Source organism: Pseudomonas sp. JQ36 (assembly GCF_053851495.1).
On the sequence record NZ_CM132642.1, the window covers coordinates 2,970,235 to 2,985,059 of the forward strand.

At 62.7% G+C, this 14,825-nt stretch carries 13 protein-coding genes; 3 read left to right on the forward strand and 10 right to left on the reverse strand.

What is annotated here, in order from left to right:
- Positions 1 to 2 precede the first annotated feature (2 nt).
- From ACS4NR_RS13270 to ACS4NR_RS13280, 3 genes are all read right to left on the reverse strand, one after another.
- Entirely contained in the window at positions 3 to 797 is a 795-nt protein-coding gene (locus tag ACS4NR_RS13270; RefSeq protein ID WP_456020321.1) for an acyl-CoA thioesterase, read from the reverse strand.
- Between the two features lie 226 nt (positions 798 to 1,023).
- Positions 1,024 to 1,791: a CHAD domain-containing protein gene (locus tag ACS4NR_RS13275; protein WP_456020322.1), complete on the reverse strand. Its 768-nt coding sequence runs from the start codon at positions 1,789 to 1,791 to the stop codon at positions 1,024 to 1,026.
- A gap of 79 nt (positions 1,792 to 1,870) precedes the next feature.
- Positions 1,871 to 2,149 carry a hypothetical protein gene (locus ACS4NR_RS13280; protein WP_041069470.1) on the reverse strand — a complete coding sequence of 93 codons (279 nt, stop codon included), beginning with the start codon at positions 2,147 to 2,149 and terminating at the stop codon, positions 1,871 to 1,873.
- A gap of 216 nt (positions 2,150 to 2,365) precedes the next feature.
- Here ACS4NR_RS13280 and ACS4NR_RS13285 point away from each other — a divergent pair, with 216 nt between their 5' ends.
- Positions 2,366 to 3,412 carry a patatin-like phospholipase family protein gene (locus ACS4NR_RS13285; protein WP_095137287.1) on the forward strand — a complete coding sequence of 349 codons (1,047 nt, stop codon included), beginning with the start codon at positions 2,366 to 2,368 and terminating at the stop codon, positions 3,410 to 3,412.
- 142 nt (positions 3,413 to 3,554) lie between these two features.
- Here the strand turns inward: ACS4NR_RS13285 and ACS4NR_RS13290 are convergent, their stop codons facing one another.
- From ACS4NR_RS13290 to kdpF, 6 genes are all read right to left on the reverse strand, one after another.
- The gene (locus ACS4NR_RS13290; RefSeq protein ID WP_007963684.1) at positions 3,555 to 4,253 is read right to left on the reverse strand and encodes a response regulator; all 699 of its coding nucleotides are present in this window, start codon (positions 4,251 to 4,253) and stop codon (positions 3,555 to 3,557) included.
- A 48-nt stretch (positions 4,254 to 4,301) separates the two neighbouring features.
- Complete coding sequence (locus ACS4NR_RS13295; RefSeq protein WP_456020323.1) at positions 4,302 to 6,953, reverse strand: DUF4118 domain-containing protein; 2,652 nt, start codon at positions 6,951 to 6,953, stop codon at positions 4,302 to 4,304.
- A 127-nt stretch (positions 6,954 to 7,080) separates the two neighbouring features.
- Positions 7,081 to 7,626: a potassium-transporting ATPase subunit KdpC gene (kdpC, locus tag ACS4NR_RS13300; RefSeq protein WP_095137285.1), complete on the reverse strand. Its 546-nt coding sequence runs from the start codon at positions 7,624 to 7,626 to the stop codon at positions 7,081 to 7,083.
- Between the two features lie 228 nt (positions 7,627 to 7,854).
- Entirely contained in the window at positions 7,855 to 9,918 is a 2,064-nt protein-coding gene (gene kdpB / locus ACS4NR_RS13305) for a potassium-transporting ATPase subunit KdpB (protein ID WP_166496848.1), read from the reverse strand.
- A 10-nt stretch (positions 9,919 to 9,928) separates the two neighbouring features.
- Entirely contained in the window at positions 9,929 to 11,623 is a 1,695-nt protein-coding gene (kdpA, locus tag ACS4NR_RS13310; RefSeq protein WP_115984027.1) for a potassium-transporting ATPase subunit KdpA, read from the reverse strand.
- An 8-nt stretch (positions 11,624 to 11,631) separates the two neighbouring features.
- Positions 11,632 to 11,721 (reverse strand): K(+)-transporting ATPase subunit F, encoded by a 90-nt coding sequence (gene kdpF / locus ACS4NR_RS13315; protein WP_007963673.1) that lies wholly within the window; start codon positions 11,719 to 11,721, stop codon positions 11,632 to 11,634.
- A 408-nt stretch (positions 11,722 to 12,129) separates the two neighbouring features.
- On the opposite strand from kdpF, the gene eat reads away from it, so the two are divergent.
- Both eat and ACS4NR_RS13325 read left to right on the forward strand, forming a co-directional pair.
- Positions 12,130 to 13,494: an ethanolamine permease gene (gene eat, locus ACS4NR_RS13320; protein ID WP_456020324.1), complete on the forward strand. Its 1,365-nt coding sequence runs from the start codon at positions 12,130 to 12,132 to the stop codon at positions 13,492 to 13,494.
- A 220-nt stretch (positions 13,495 to 13,714) separates the two neighbouring features.
- Positions 13,715 to 13,882 carry a DUF2897 family protein gene (locus ACS4NR_RS13325; RefSeq protein ID WP_285420637.1) on the forward strand — a complete coding sequence of 56 codons (168 nt, stop codon included), beginning with the start codon at positions 13,715 to 13,717 and terminating at the stop codon, positions 13,880 to 13,882.
- A 42-nt stretch (positions 13,883 to 13,924) separates the two neighbouring features.
- Here the strand turns inward: ACS4NR_RS13325 and ACS4NR_RS13330 are convergent, their stop codons facing one another.
- Positions 13,925 to 14,776: an urea carboxylase-associated family protein gene (locus ACS4NR_RS13330; RefSeq protein WP_456020325.1), complete on the reverse strand. Its 852-nt coding sequence runs from the start codon at positions 14,774 to 14,776 to the stop codon at positions 13,925 to 13,927.
- Between the last annotated feature and the right edge of the window lie 49 nt (positions 14,777 to 14,825).

The window sequence follows — 14,825 nt, forward strand, 5'->3', positions numbered from 1 at the left end:
ATTCAGGCAAAAATCGTCACAGTCTGCCGACTCATGGCGATCAACTCCCCCTCCGCGCTCCACAGCTTGGCGGCGACATGGCCGTAGCCGTCGGCGGCGTATTCGATGTCTGCCAGGTATTTGCACCAGTCCAGCGTGCTCAGGTCGCGTAGCGGCTGCACGAATTCGATGGTCCAGGTCAGCGTGCTGCCCGGTGCCGGTTTCTTCAGGTACGGCAACAAGGCCGGTGGCCACGCATCCACCAGCGCCAGCAGATGCGCCTCATTGACCGGTTCTTCCTTGACGTCCCCACGCAAACGCACCCAGCCGCCCATCTGCCGCGATGTGTTGCCGGTGAAAGGCATGCCGCCGACACTCCAGCGCATCGCCAGATGCCGCATGAATTCCGGGGTCACGCCCTTGATGTAGGGCAACTCCTGGCATTCATCCCAGTGTTTCATTTCGGCTGCCGGATAGGCGGCAACGGCCACTTCCGAAGGCCGCGAAGCGCCAAAGCTGCCCTGCACGATCGTCACTACCTGACCGTTCTGCACAGCCCGGCCCAGCACCTGGCTGACTGCCTTGCCTTCACGCAACACGTCGACTTCAAAACTCACGGGCACTTGCGGCTCGACCGGGCCGACAAAGGTGATCGCCAACGAACGCACCGGGCGATCAGCAGGCACTTTCGCGCGCATGGTCTCGTATTGCAGCGCCGCCACCAGGCCACCAAAACTGGCTCGCCCCTGACCCCACTCGGCAGGAATGGTCACTTCTGGCTGGCGACGGACCGCCTCGATCAGATCGGAAAAGCGCATGACAACCTCGGCAAGCGAAAAAAGGAATGCAGCGATCTTAACCAGCATGGCAGAGCGCCGCAGCGTCTATTCCGGTCAAATGGACTGACAGAAAGGCCTTAAGGTCAGGAAGATATTCGAATGTGGGAGCGGGCTTGCTCGCGAAAGCGGTGTATCAGTAGACACATCTGTGCCTGACACACCGCTTTCGCGAGCAAGCCCGCTCCCATAGGGGATCTGAGTGGATTCAGGATTTGAAGCAGGCAGCGCTGAGTTTTTCCAGCACCCGATCCGCCTTGGCTTCAGCCTTGATCAGGCCCGCCTGCCAGGTCGCGACGCAGGGTTGCAGATCGCTTTCCAGTTCGGCCCGCGCCAGCCACTGCCAGCAATCGTGCCAGTCACCCAACGCGCCCTGCGCCGACTTCAACCGCGCCAGCGCCGGCTCAGGCAGGCGATCGAGTTCCGGATAGGCTTCGATGCCATAGCGCACGCGTTTGATCAGCAAGCGCAGACGATGGCGGTCGTGGGCCGGATCGTGCAGCGCCTCGTCGAGTTTCTTCCATTGTTTGTGCAGGCGTTTTTCGATGCGTTTGCCCAGGCCCTTGAGCAGGCCCTGGCGCTCGGAAGCACGCAGGAATCGCGGGAAGGCATCGAGGATAATCAGCAGCGAAGCCACTTCGGCGCTCGCCGCCAATGTTGGATAGGCTTCGTCCATTTGCGCCATGCGCCGCTGCGCCGCTTGCGGTTGATCATGCTTGAGCAGATACGCCGCCAACACCTCGCGATCACGCCACGGTGTGGTCAATTGACCAACTGCCGACGCCGCGCCCTCCAGTTGTTCCACTCCCGGCAAACCACGCAAGGGTCGCAACAGGCTGCGCAAGCGCCGTACCGTGGTGCGCAAGTCGTGCAGCGCCTCGGGGTCGGTCCGCGCAGTCAGGCGCGCCTGACAGGCCAGCAGTCGCACTTCCAGGCTCAGGACATGAGCCACCAACCGATCCACCAACGCAGACATCGCTTGCTCCTGATTCACATGGCTTGAAGGATGAGTCTGCCGTGAGAAGGCAGGCGCATCCTTGCGTCAAGTCAGCAGCTTAGCGGCCGGCGCGGGATTCGCGAATATAGAAGCGAGCTTTCTCGGCCTTTTTGCTGCAGCCTTCAAAGCCTTCGAATTGCTGCTGAGTCTTGGCCGCCGTCAGCAACGACAGCGCCTTGGAGTAGCTGACCGTGCCGGCGAAACCCTCGGCCTTGGCCAGGTCCAGTTCATGCCACGCGGCATCCAGCTGACTGCCACAGCTGTCCCGATAAGCAGTCTTGCCAGCGCAACCGGCCAATGCCAGCGCGATCAACGGCACACAGATCCAGGCTTTCATCACTCACACCTCAAAATAGGTCAACAGTCGTGCAGGTAAGACGTTGCGGCGCGGGAAAAGTGCCTTGGCGCCCCATGAATCTGCGGCGACCAAAGCATAGCGCCGAGCGATCACGGAGTATCGAAAAAACGACGCCCCTGCCGTCTCCAGCGACCCAGGCGATTGTCGCCCGCCCCCCGAAGGGTGCATTGTGGAGCCTTGTCGGGAGGAAGTTTGATGAAAAAGCGTGTCGCACTGGTGCTGGGCTCCGGTGGCGCCCGGGGCTATGCCCATATCGGGGTCATTGAGGAGATCGAAAGACGCGGTTACGACATTGCCTGCATTGCCGGTTGTTCGATGGGCGCGGTGGTCGGCGGGATCTATGCGGCGGGCAAACTTGACGAGTACCGCACCTGGATCGAAACCCTCGACTATCTGGATGTGCTGCGGCTGGTAGACGTGAGTTTTCGCCTCGGTGCAATTCGCGGCGAAAAAGTCTTCGGGCAGATCCGCAAGATCGTCGGCGAGATCAACATCGAAGACCTGCGCATCCCCTACACTGCGGTCGCCGCCGACCTCACCAACCAGCAGGAGATCTGGTTTCAGGAAGGCTGCCTGCATCAGGCAATGCGCGCCTCGGCGGCGATTCCCAGCCTGTTCACCCCAGTGATGCAGGGCAACCGGATGCTGGTGGACGGCGGCATTCTCAACCCGTTGCCGATCGTGCCGGTGGTCTCTAGCCACTGCGACCTGATCATCGCGGTCAACCTCAACGCGACCAACCAGCGGCACTACAAATTGCCGGTGATTCAGCGTCCACCCGCGTTTCGTTCGCGCTTCGACAGCCTGCTCACTTCCCTCGGTTCGAAGATGCCATTCCGCCGCAAGCAGGCCGAGCAGTTGCTGTTGCTCGAACAGGAAGCCTTGCGCGCCGAGGCGGCAGACATCAACCCGTGGCTGGAAGGCAGCGAGCCGGAAAGTCAGCAACCGGCAGCGGCTCCCGAGCGCGAAGGCGCACCGAAATCCGCCACCGGTTCGTTCATCATCGACAACGTCGGGCCGGCGTCGCTGCTGGATCTGATCAACCAGAGTTTCGAGGTGATGCAGACCTCGCTGGCGCAGTACAAGATCGCCGGCTATCCGCCGGACATTCTGATCAACGTGCCGAAGCGCGTGTGCCGGTTTTTCGAGTTCTACAAGGCACCGGAGCTGATCGCGCTGGGACGGGAAATTGCGCGGGATACGCTGGATCGGTATGAGAGTGAGCAGAGTAGAGAGCCCTGATGTTCTCGACTGGCTGTAAGGGCCTCTTCGCGAGCAAGCCCGCTCCCACAGTGGCCGGTGAGAAACACAAATTTCAATCACACCGGAGAACCCTGTGGGAGCGGGCTTGCTCGCGAAGGCGGCAGCTCAACCAACCCAAAACCTACAGGCTGTTCTCACTCAACAACCGATACCCAACCCCCGCCTCCGTCACAATAAACCGTGGCCGCGTCGGATCATCCGCCAGCTTCTGGCGCAAATGCCCGACCACAATCCGCAAGTAGTGACTGTCCTCGGTATGCGTCGGCCCCCAGATGTCCTTGAGCAATTGCTGCTGGGTAATCACCCGCCCCGGATGCCGCGCCAGTTGCGCCAGCACCGCGTATTCCTTGCGGGTCAGCGCCACTTCGGCACCGTCGAGCAGCACCCGCCGATACGCCAGATCCACGGTCAACGGGCCAAACGTCAGCGCCGCTTGCTGGGCCTCGCCGGCCGGCGCCTGGCGCAACAAGGCGCGGACCCGGGCGAGGAATTCCTGGATGCCGAACGGCTTGGTCACGTAGTCGTTGGCACCGCCATCCAGCGCCTGGACTTTCTGCCCTTCACTGGCCCGCACTGACAGCACCAGCACCGGCGCGGTGGCCCATTCGCGAAACTCGCGCAGCACCTGCTGACCGTCCATGTCCGGCAGGCCGAGGTCGAGCACCAGCAAGTCGGGCTTGTTCAGCGCCGCCTGGGCCAGGCCTTCGGCACCGGTGCCGGCCTCCAGCACTTTGTAGCCTTGAGAGGCAAGGCTGATGCGCAGAAATTTGCGGATCTGCGGTTCGTCATCGATGACCAAAATGGTCGCGGTCTGGCTCATGAATTCACATCAACACAAAAGATTGGCAAGAGAGTAGCGCAGCCGGGCTCAGGCTTCATTGTCCATCCCCGGTTGCGCCTGCAATGGCAGGTGCAAGGTGATGCTGGTGCCACACCCGTCGATGCCCTCGGCGACGCTGATCCGCCCGCCATGCGCACCGACCATGCCCTGACAGATCGCCAGCCCCAGACCGGTGCCCTGCCCGCCGCGATCACCGCGCGCAGCGGTGTAGAACATGTCGAAAATCTTCGCCCGTTCATCCTCTGGAATTCCCGGCCCTTCATCGCTGACCGTGAAGAAGATCTCTTCGTCATTCGCCCCGGCACTCAATTGCAAACGACCGTGCGCCGGCGAGAAGCGCGCAGCGTTTTCCAGCACATTGACCAGCGCCTGTTCGATCAGCGCCGCATGCACGAACAGCAGCGGTAACTCGGACGGCACGTCGGTGCTGACCTGCAACGGCGCGAGCACCGCACGCAGGCGATTGAGCGAACTGCCGACGATGTCCGCCGGCGCTACCCAGTCGCGCGCGAGCTTCAATGCACCGTGGCCGAGGCGGGTCATGTCCAGCAGGTTCTGGATGTAACGGTCGAGGCGTTCGGCTTCGTCGCGGGTGCCTTCGAGCAACTCGCGGCGATCCTCCAGCGGAATGGCTTCGCCGAGGGCCAGCAGGCTGTCGATGCTGCCGCGCATGGCGGTCAGCGGTGTGCGTAAATCATGCGACACCGAGGCCAGCAACGCGCTGCGCAATTGCTCGGTTTCGCCGTGCAGGCGCGCAGCTTCCAGATCGTCCGCCAGTTGCGCCCGCGCCAGTGCCTGCGCCAGTGGCTGGCTCAACGCAGTGAGCAGGCGTCGACGCTGGCCACTCAAGGTCTGGCCTTCTTTGGCGCAGACCCCGAGCAACGCCAGCGGCCCGTCCTCCACTGACAGCGGCCACCACCACCAGCGACCGAACGGCAACGTGCCGGTGCCCATGCCGGCCGGTTGATCGTGTTGCCAGGCCCAGTCGGCGGCGGCGCGTTCGGATTCGCTGAACTCCAGCGGCCCGCCGGTCTCGACTTTCCAACCGCCCTGGCCGTCGCGGTTGAGCAGGCACAATTGCAGATCGCTCCAGCCGTTGAGGTGCTGCGCCGCAGCGCTGATCACTGCCTGACGATCCGTCGCGGCAGTGAGTTTGCGCGACAGATCCAGCAGCTCCGTGGTCTCTTCCTGCGTGTCGCGCAACGCCTGCAACTGCCGCCGCTGACGCGCCGCGAGGTTACCAGTGAGCGCCGCCATCAGCAGGAAGAACAGCAAGGTCAAAACGTCTTCTTCGCGCTGGATGGCGAAGGAAAAATTCGGCGGAATGAACAGAAAATCGTAAGTCAGAAACGACAGCGCCGCGCAGGCCAGCGCCGGGCCCAGGCTGCTGCGCACCGCCACCAGCAACACCGCCGCGAGGAACACCAACGAGATGTTCGGCAGCGGCAAAATACTCGATACCGCCCACGCCAGCGCACTGGCCAGCAGCGTGGCAACCAGCGCCAACAGATAGTCGAACCAGACCAGCGTCGGCGTCGTTCGCAGGCGCTGTTGCGGGTGTTCATGATCGTTGTCGAGTACGTTGATTTCCAGGCCGTGGGCCTGGCGCAGCAAACGCGCGGCGAGCCCACCACCGAACAGGCGACGCCGCAGACTCGGCCGCGACTGGCCGACCAGCAGCAGACTCGCACGGCGTTCGGCGGCATGCTGGATCAGGGTTTTCGCCACTTCGCCGGCGCGCAACAACACCACCTCACCGCCGAGGCGTTCAGCCAGTTGCTGGGCATTTTGCAGGCGCAGGCGCGATTGCTCGTCGCGCACCGTGCCGTTGTCGACGTGCACCAGACTCCACGGTAAATGCCGACGTTGGGCCACCCGGCTGGCGTGACGCACCAGGCGTTCGGCATGCGCATCGCCATCGACGCCGACCAGCAAACGCCCACGCACCGCCGGAGCCGCCTGACCGAGTTGGCGATAGCCTTGCGCGAGATCGTTATCAACCTGCGCGGCCGCCGTTTGCATCGCCAGTTCACGCAACGCGGTGAGGTTGGTCTGGGTGAAAAACGCATCGATCGCCGCCCGCGCCTGCTCCGGCACGTAGACCTTGCCTTCGCGCAGACGCTCCAGCAATTCACGCGGCGGCAGGTCGATCAGCAGCAGTTCGTAAGCCTCCTGCAGCACCCAGTCCGGCAGGGTTTCGCGCACCTGCACACCGGTGATGCCGCGCACCTGATCGTTGAGACTTTCCAGGTGCTGGACGTTGACCGTGGTGTAGACGTCAATGCCGGCGGCAAGCAGTTCCTGAATATCCTGCCAGCGCTTGGCGTGGCGACTGCCGGGGGCGTTGGTGTGCGCCAGTTCGTCCACCAGCACCAGTTTCGGCTTGGCCGCGAGCAAGCCGTCGAGGTCCATTTCTTCGAGCATCACGCCACGGTATTCCGAGCGCACCAGCGGCTGCTGCGGCAAACCGCCGAGCAGCGCTTCGGTTTCCGCACGACCATGGGTTTCGACGACACCGGCGATGACTTTCACGCCCTGGCGCAATTGCGTGTGCGCGGCCTGGAGCATGGCGTAGGTCTTGCCGACCCCGGGGGCGGCGCCGAGGAAAATCTTCAGCCGGCCACGGCCGTCGCGGGGCAGGTCTGCTAACAGCGCGTCGGCGCGGCCGGAGTCGCTCATGCTTGATCTCTTCAGTCAGATGTTTATGCGTTGCCAGTTGTGGCCTCTTCGCGAGCAAGCTCGCTCCCACAGGTTCAGTGTTGCTCTTGTGGGAGCGAGCTTGCTCGCGAATGGCAGCGCCGCAGAATTACAGCTTTTCCAGCGCCATGTTCAGCTCCAGCACATTCACCACCGGCGGGCCCACCAGCGGCTGTTCGATGTGCGCATCGAGCAGTTGCTGCAAGGTCGCCACCGGCAGGTTGCGCGCTTGCGCGACACGCGCCAGTTGATAGGCAATTGCCGCCGGAGGCAAGTGCGGATCGAGACCACTGCCGGAAGTGGTCAGCAACGCCAATGGCACCGGCCCCTGGCCTGGCACCTGCAACTTGTTGGCGTCGTCGATTACCCGAGTGGCCAGCGCCGGATTGCTCGGCGCGAGGTTGCTGGCGCTGCTCGATACGGTAGCAAACGCGCCCGCCGAAGGACGCGGATGGAACCACGCATCACCGACAAAATCCTGGGCGATCAGCGACGAGCCGCGCACCTTGCCGTCGGCATCGTGCACCAGGCTGCCGTTGGCCTGCTCAGGGAAAGCGACCTGCGCAACGCCGGTCACCACCAGTGGATAGGCCACGCCGGTGATCAGGGTCATCAGCACCACCAGGCTCAGGGCCGGACGTATCATTGTGGACATTGCAAAATCCTCGAATTCGTTGGGCAAACTTTTGCGGGGTGTCAGGGAGATCTTTTCCCCCTCACCCCAGCCCTCCCCCCCAAGGGGGCGAGGGGAAAGGGAGCCGATCTCTGCGCTTTTCCAGACCTGAGTTTGGCTCGCTATCCCAGGTCGGTACGCCTCTTACAAACACCTCAGTCAGTCCCCTCTCCCTCCGGGAGAGGGTTAGGGTGAGGGGCTCTTCCAACCTCAAACCAAATGCAAAGCCGTGAGCAGCATGTCGATCGCCTTGATCCCCACGAACGGCACCAGAATCCCGCCCAGTCCGTAGATCAGCAGGTTGCGGCGCAGCAGTGCCGCGGCGCTCGCCGCTTGCACCCGCACGCCACGCAGTGCCAGTGGAATCAGCACCACGATGATCAAGGCGTTGAAGACGATCGCCGAGAGGATCGCGCTCTGCGGACTGGTCAACTGCATGATGTTCAGCACGCCCAGTTGCGGATAAATCGCGGCGAACAATGCCGGCAGAATCGCGAAGTATTTGGCGACGTCGTTGGCGATGGAAAAGGTTGTCAGCGCGCCACGGGTCACCAGCAATTCCTTGCCGATCTGCACCACGTCCAGCAGCTTGGTCGGGTCGCTGTCGAGGTCGACCATGTTGGCTGCTTCGCGTGCGGCTTGCGTGCCGTCGTTCATCGCCATGCCGACGTCAGCCTGGGCCAGCGCCGGGGCGTCGTTGGCGCCGTCGCCGCACATGGCGACCAGACGACCGTCGTTCTGCTCAAGACGGATACGCGCCAGTTTCTTCTCCGGGGTGGCTTCGGCGAGCACGTCATCGACGCCCGCTTCTGCCGCGATGGCCGCAGCGGTCAACGGGTTGTCACCGGTGACCATCACCGTGCGAATCCCCAGTTTGCGCAGCTCGGCAAAACGCTCGCGAATGCCTGGCTTGACCACGTCCTTGAGATGGATCGCACCGAGCAGCTTGCCGTCGGCGCAGACCAGCAACGGCGTGCCGCCGCTCTGCGCGATCTTGTCGATTTCCCGCGACAGCGCCGGGGCCAGATCGGAGCGCTGTTGACCGAGGAAGGCCAGCAGCGAATCGACGGCGCCCTTGCGATAGACGCGGCCCTGATAGTCGACACCGGAGAGACGGGTTTCCGCACTGAACGGCACGGCAGTCAACGTATCCAGTGCCGGCTCGGTTTGCGGGTGCAGACCGCGCAGGTACTCGACGATGGATTTGCCTTCGGCGGTTTCGTCCGCCAGCGAGGCAAACAACGCGCCTTCGGCCAACTCGCGACCACTCACGCCCGGCGCGGCATACACCGCGCTGCAACGACGGTTGCCGAAGGTGATGGTGCCGGTCTTGTCCAGCAGCAGCACGTGCACGTCACCGGCCGCTTCCACGGCGCGACCGGATTTGGCGATCACGTTCAGCCGTACCAGACGATCCATCCCGGCAATACCGATGGCTGACAACAGGCCACCGATGGTGGTCGGAATCAGTGTGACCAGCAGCGCCACCAGGAACACCAGCGGCAGGCTGCCGTTGGCGAAGTGGGCGAACGGCTGCAGGGTCACCACCACCAGCAGGAAGATCAGCGTCAGGCCGATCAGCAGGATATCCAGCGCGACTTCGTTCGGGGTCTTCTGGCGTTTGGCGCCTTCGACCAGCGCGATCATACGATCGAGGGTCGATTCACCCGGGTTGGCGGTGATCTTCACCAACAACCAGTCGGACACCAGGCGCGTGTTGCCGGTGACCGCCGAGCGATCGCCGCCGGACTCGCGAATCACCGGCGCCGATTCACCGGTGATCGCCGCCTCGTTGACCGCCGCGATGCCTTCGATGACTTCGCCGTCACCGGGGATCATCTCCCCCGCTTCGACGCGCACCACGTCACCTTTGCGCAGGCTGGCGGCGGGCACCACCTGGAAGCTGCCATTGCCCAGTTTGCGCCGCGCGCTGAGGCCTTCGCTGCCAGCCTTGAGGCTGTCGGCGCGAGCCTTGCCGCGACCTTCGGCCAAGGCTTCGGCGAAGTTGGCGAACAGCACCGTGAACCACAGCCACAGAGCAATCTGCGCGGCGACGAAAGTCGGCACGACGTTGTCCGGGATGAAGCACAGCACGGTGGTGAAGATCGCCGTCAGTTCGACCACCAACATCACTGGCGAACGCACCAGTTGGCGCGGGTCAAGCTTGACGAAGGCTTGCACCAGCGCCGGACGCCAGAGGGCCGAGATCGCGGTTTTCGGTGCTTCTGCCGACTTGGTCGGCACCGCAGGTTTTGCAGGAACATGCATATTCATGATGGATTCCTTAGAAGCCCAAGCTCAGGTGTTCAGCAATCGGACCGAGCGCCAGAGTCGGCAGGAAGGTCAGGCCGCCTACCAGCAAAATGGTCACGGTCAGCAGGGTCACGAACAGCGGGCCGTGGGTCGGGAAGCTGTTCTGGCCGATCGGTGCGGTTTTCTTCATTGCCAGGCTACCGGCCAGGGCCAGTACCGGCAGGATGTAGCCGAAGCGACCGATCAACATGCCCAGACCGAGCATCAGGTTGTGGAACGGCGTGTTGGCGCTCAGGCCACCGAAAGCCGAGCCGTTGTTGGCGCTGGCCGAGGTGTAGGCATAGAGCAACTGGCTGAAACCGTGCGGTCCGGGGTTGCTGATGGTCGCCGCCGGGCCAGGCAGAGTGGCGGCAATCGCACCAAGCACCAGCACGCCGATCGGCATTACCAACAGAGTCACGACCAGCAATTGCACTTCCCGCGCCTGCAGTTTCTTGCCGAGGTATTCCGGTGTGCGGCCAATCATCAGGCCGGCGAGGAACACCGCGATCAACACGTTGAGCAACATGCCGTACAGCCCGGCACCGACGCCGCCGAAGATCACTTCGCCGACCATCATGTTGACCAGCGCCACCATGCCGCTAAGCGGGTTGAGGCTGTCGTGCATGCCGTTGACCGAACCGTTCGACGCGGCGGTGGTGGTCACCGACCACAGCACAGTGGCGGTGGTGCCGAAGCGCGCTTCCTTGCCTTCCAGCGGCGCGGTCTGCTCGACAGCGGCGTTGTTCAGGGTCGGGTTCGGCTGATATTCGGCCCACAGCGAAGTCGCGCCGCCGATCAGGAACAGTGCGAGCATGCAGGCGATGATCGCGCGGCTCTGACGCAGGTCTTTCACGTAATGACCGAAGGTGAACACCAGCGCCACCGGGATCAGGATGATCGAAGTGACTTCGAACAGGTTGCTCCACGCGGTCGGGTTCTCGAACGGGTGCGCCGAGTTCACACCGAAGAAGCCACCGCCGTTGGTACCCAGTTGCTTGATCGCAATCTGGCTGGCGGCCGGGCCAAGCGGGATCACTTGATCGACGCCCTGCATGGTGACGGCATTGACGTATTGCGCGAAGGTCTGCGGTACGCCCTGCCACACCAGATACAGCGCCAGCAGCAGGCACAGCGGCAGCAGGCCGTAGAGGGTGGCGCGGGTCATATCGACCCAGAAGTTGCCCAAGGTCTTGGCCGACTTGCGCCCGATGCCACGGCACAACGCAACCAGCACCGCGAGACCGGTGGCGGCACTGACGAAGTTCTGCACAGTGAGGCCGACCATCTGGCTCAGGTAGCTGAGCGTCGCTTCACCGCTGTAGGACTGCCAGTTGGTGTTGGTCATGAAGCTGACCGCGGTGTTGAACGCCTGGGTCCATTCCTGGCCCGGCAGATTTTGCGGGTTCAGCGGCAGGTGATCCTGAAACAACAGGATCGCGAACAGCAGCAGGAAACCGGCAAGGTTGAACGCCAGCAAGGCCAGCGTGTATTTCTGCCAGCTCTGCTCAGCCTGCGGATCCACCCCGGAAATCCGATAGCAACCGCGCTCGACCGGGCCGAGAATCGGCGTCAGCCAAGTGCGCTGACCTTCCATAACCTTGTAGTAGAAGCGCCCGAGGAACGGCGCCGGCAGCAAGACCACCGCAAAAAACGCGAGGATCAGCCAATAGTCATAACTGTGCATAGCCGCTCCTAGTTCCGGTCCGCGCGCAACAGCGCAACCAACAGATAAATGAACAGCCCGGCTGCCAACAGCAGGGACACCCCGTCCAGAACGCTCATGGAAGATCTCCGTATTACGGCGTATTGCCGCGTGTGGAGGCATTGTCGGAAAGGAGGCTGTAAAGGAACGAGACCGAGGGGTGCGGCGGCGCATAAAGAAAGCGTAAAGAGTCGGTTTATGCGTTCGTTACAGGTGGGTTTTGCGTCGTGTTGGCGGGCCTCTTCGCGAGCAAGCCCGCTCCCACAGGGGATTTGTGAACGCCACAGATCCAATGTGGGAGCGGGCTTGCTCGCGAAGACGGCATAACCGACAACATCGCACCCAACTGGCGCACAAAAAACGCTCATCCAGCCGCGAACATCCCCGATACGACAGCTTTCAGCGCATTACGACCTGACTCGCAGCAATGGCACGCCCACTGCACACGCCCTCCCCCGAGCTTTCCAAACCGTTCCGGGAGCATGCGCATGAACACACAACTCAAACCCACGCTGGGCACCTTGCACCTGTGGGGTATCGCCGTCGGGCTGGTGATTTCCGGCGAATACTTCGGCTGGAGTTACGGCTGGGGCGTGGCCGGCACGCTGGGTTTTCTGGTGACCTCGTTCATGGTCGCGACCATGTACACCTGCTTCATCTTCAGCTTCACCGAACTGACCACGGCGATTCCGCATGCGGGCGGGCCGTTTGCCTATAGTCGCCGGGCCTTCGGAGAAAAAGGCGGGCTGATCGCCGGACTGGCGACGTTGATTGAATTTGTTTTCGCACCACCGGCGATTGCGCTGGCGATCGGCGCCTACCTGAACGTGCAATTTCCGGCGCTTGACCCGAAACACGCGGCAGTCGGCGCCTACATCGTCTTCATGGGGTTGAACATCCTCGGGGTGAAACTGGCGGCAACCTTCGAGTTGATCGTCTGCGTGCTCGCTGTCGCCGAATTGCTGGTGTTCATGGGCGTGGTCGCTCCGGCCTTCAGCTTCAGCAACTTTGCGCTCAATGGCTGGGCCGGTTCGGACGTTTTTGGCGCACCAGCGATTGCCGGGATGTTCGCCGCAATTCCTTTCGCTATCTGGTTTTTTCTGGCCATCGAAGGTGCGGCCATGGCCGCCGAAGAAGCCAAGGATCCGAAGCGCACGATCCCCAAGGCCTACATCAGCGGCATCCTGACCCTGGTGTTGCTGGCGATGGGCGTGATGTTCTTTGCCGGTGGCGTCGGCGACTGGCGCACCTTGGCCAACATCAACGACCCGCTGCCGCAGGCGATGAAAACCGTGGTCGGCGATAACTCAGGCTGGCTGCACATGCTGGTGTGGATCGGTCTGTTCGGTCTGGTGGCGAGCTTCCACGGGATCATCCTCGGCTACTCGCGGCAGTTCTTCGCCCTCGCCCGCGCCGGTTACCTGCCGGCGTCGCTGGCGAAACTCTCGCGCTTCCAGACCCCACACCGGGCGATCATCGCCGGCGGCATCATCGGCATCGCCGCAATCTACAGCGACGGTCTGATCAATCTCGGTGGGATGACCCTTACCGCGGCGATGATCACCATGGCCGTGTTTGGCGCGATCGTGATGTACATCATGAGCATGCTCAGCCTGTTCAAACTGCGCAAATCCGAACCCAATCTAGAGCGCACTTTCCGTGCGCCCTGCTATCCGCTGATTCCGTTGATCGCGCTGGTGCTGGCGGTGGTTTGCCTGATTGCCATGGCTTGGTTCAACACACTGATCGGGCTGATTTTCCTCAGCTTCATGGCAGTCGGCTTCGGTTACTTCCTGCTCACCGGGCAACTGCGCGCTGATGCGCCGGCCGATGCGATGCTGACGGGGCGATAACCCATCATGTAGGAGCTGCCGAAGGTTGCGATCTTTTGATCTTGTTTTTGAAAAAGCAAAGTCAAAAGATCGCAGCCTTCGGCAGCTCCTACAGGGATTTCGGGTACACCGGGGATATCGGGCCTAGAATGGAACCACTGCGAACTCACTTCGCTCAAAGTGGTATGCAGCGTCGCTGGCGAAACCCTCGCTCGCCGAGCTGCCATTAAGGAGAGCCGTTATGCCCTGGTATGCCTGGTTGATTCTGGTCGTTGCAATCGGCTCGATCGTTGGCGGACTGATGATGTTGCGCGACACCGCCAACAAGGTTGAACTGACCGATGAGCAGCGGCGCCGCGTCGCTGAACGCAATGCCGAAGCGGATGCCCAGGACGGGCAGGACCGCTGAACAACAAACTCCGCCTGCCCGGCGGGGTTTTGTTTTCCACAGCTACTGTTCCCAAGCGGCCTTGGCCACGTGCAGGCCGTGCAAACCCTTGTAGGCGGCACGCTCCGGCTGGCTCCAGCCATCGAGCAGAGCGTCCTCCAGGCGATAGATCTCCACACCCAGCGGCCGGCATACGGCCAGCGGATCCTGCGCGTCCGGCCCCCACATCGCCAGCGACAGGTCGCCGCCGGGGCAGGTCGACAAGGCGCACAGCAAGTCGATTTCGGCGAAAAACTCCAGGTAGTCGCCCTTCTGCGCCGGACAGGCCTTCATGAAGTACAGGCCGTCGTGATTGAGGCCGGTGCACTGGAAGATATTCAACACGTCATGCACATCGAACTCGGTCAGGCCATGGGGCAGCACGGCGCGGGTCAGGTTGGAATGGCAGTGGTGGTGGAAGTCTTCGCCGGTGAGCATTTTGTTCACATACGGATCACAACGGGTGCCGAGCAAGTCATGCAGGCGTGCGCCGTGCTCGTCGATGCCGTAGGCGGCGAGACTGTCATCGGTGATGGTCACCAGCGGCCGCAGGAACGGCAGGTTCGACCACAAGCGACCGTGGGTGCTGACGTGCGCGCCCTGTAACTGGCGGGTACGCGCCGCCCATAGGCGCTCGCGCGGATCGTGGGCATTCCACACATTGAAGTCGCCCACCTGCGGCCCCACCGGTGTGGTGACACGAAACACGTGCCCGGCCGGCACGTGCCAGGCGCGGCCGGTGCGGATCGGCACCTCGAACTGTTCGATCAGCGTGCGCGCGCTCTTCTCAGCGCGAATCCGCTCGTAGAACGCGGTGTCGACCTGCAATGCCGAGCCTTTGCTGACTTGATAGGCCGCCGGATAGTCTTTGTACATGGGGCGCTTCCTCGCTGGTGGGTGCGAAACGAGCAACCACTATCCATGC

Excerpts from the sequence above, each read along its gene's own strand:
- ACS4NR_RS13270 (WP_456020321.1), bottom strand. The coding sequence starts at position 797 with ATGCGCTTTTCCGATCTGATCGAGGCGGTCCGTCGCCAGCCAGAAGTG.
- ACS4NR_RS13275 (WP_456020322.1), bottom strand. The coding sequence starts at position 1,791 with ATGTCTGCGTTGGTGGATCGGTTGGTGGCTCATGTCCTGAGCCTGGAA.
- ACS4NR_RS13280 (WP_041069470.1), bottom strand. The coding sequence starts at position 2,149 with ATGAAAGCCTGGATCTGTGTGCCGTTGATCGCGCTGGCATTGGCCGGT.
- ACS4NR_RS13285 (WP_095137287.1), top strand. The coding sequence starts at position 2,366 with ATGAAAAAGCGTGTCGCACTGGTGCTGGGCTCCGGTGGCGCCCGGGGC.
- ACS4NR_RS13290 (WP_007963684.1), bottom strand. The coding sequence starts at position 4,253 with ATGAGCCAGACCGCGACCATTTTGGTCATCGATGACGAACCGCAGATC.
- ACS4NR_RS13295 (WP_456020323.1), bottom strand. The coding sequence starts at position 6,953 with ATGAGCGACTCCGGCCGCGCCGACGCGCTGTTAGCAGACCTGCCCCGC.
- kdpC (WP_095137285.1), bottom strand. The coding sequence starts at position 7,626 with ATGTCCACAATGATACGTCCGGCCCTGAGCCTGGTGGTGCTGATGACC.
- kdpB (WP_166496848.1), bottom strand. The coding sequence starts at position 9,918 with ATGAATATGCATGTTCCTGCAAAACCTGCGGTGCCGACCAAGTCGGCA.
- kdpA (WP_115984027.1), bottom strand. The coding sequence starts at position 11,623 with ATGCACAGTTATGACTATTGGCTGATCCTCGCGTTTTTTGCGGTGGTC.
- kdpF (WP_007963673.1), bottom strand. The coding sequence starts at position 11,721 with ATGAGCGTTCTGGACGGGGTGTCCCTGCTGTTGGCAGCCGGGCTGTTC.
- eat (WP_456020324.1), top strand. The coding sequence starts at position 12,130 with ATGAACACACAACTCAAACCCACGCTGGGCACCTTGCACCTGTGGGGT.
- ACS4NR_RS13325 (WP_285420637.1), top strand. The coding sequence starts at position 13,715 with ATGCCCTGGTATGCCTGGTTGATTCTGGTCGTTGCAATCGGCTCGATC.
- ACS4NR_RS13330 (WP_456020325.1), bottom strand. The coding sequence starts at position 14,776 with ATGTACAAAGACTATCCGGCGGCCTATCAAGTCAGCAAAGGCTCGGCA.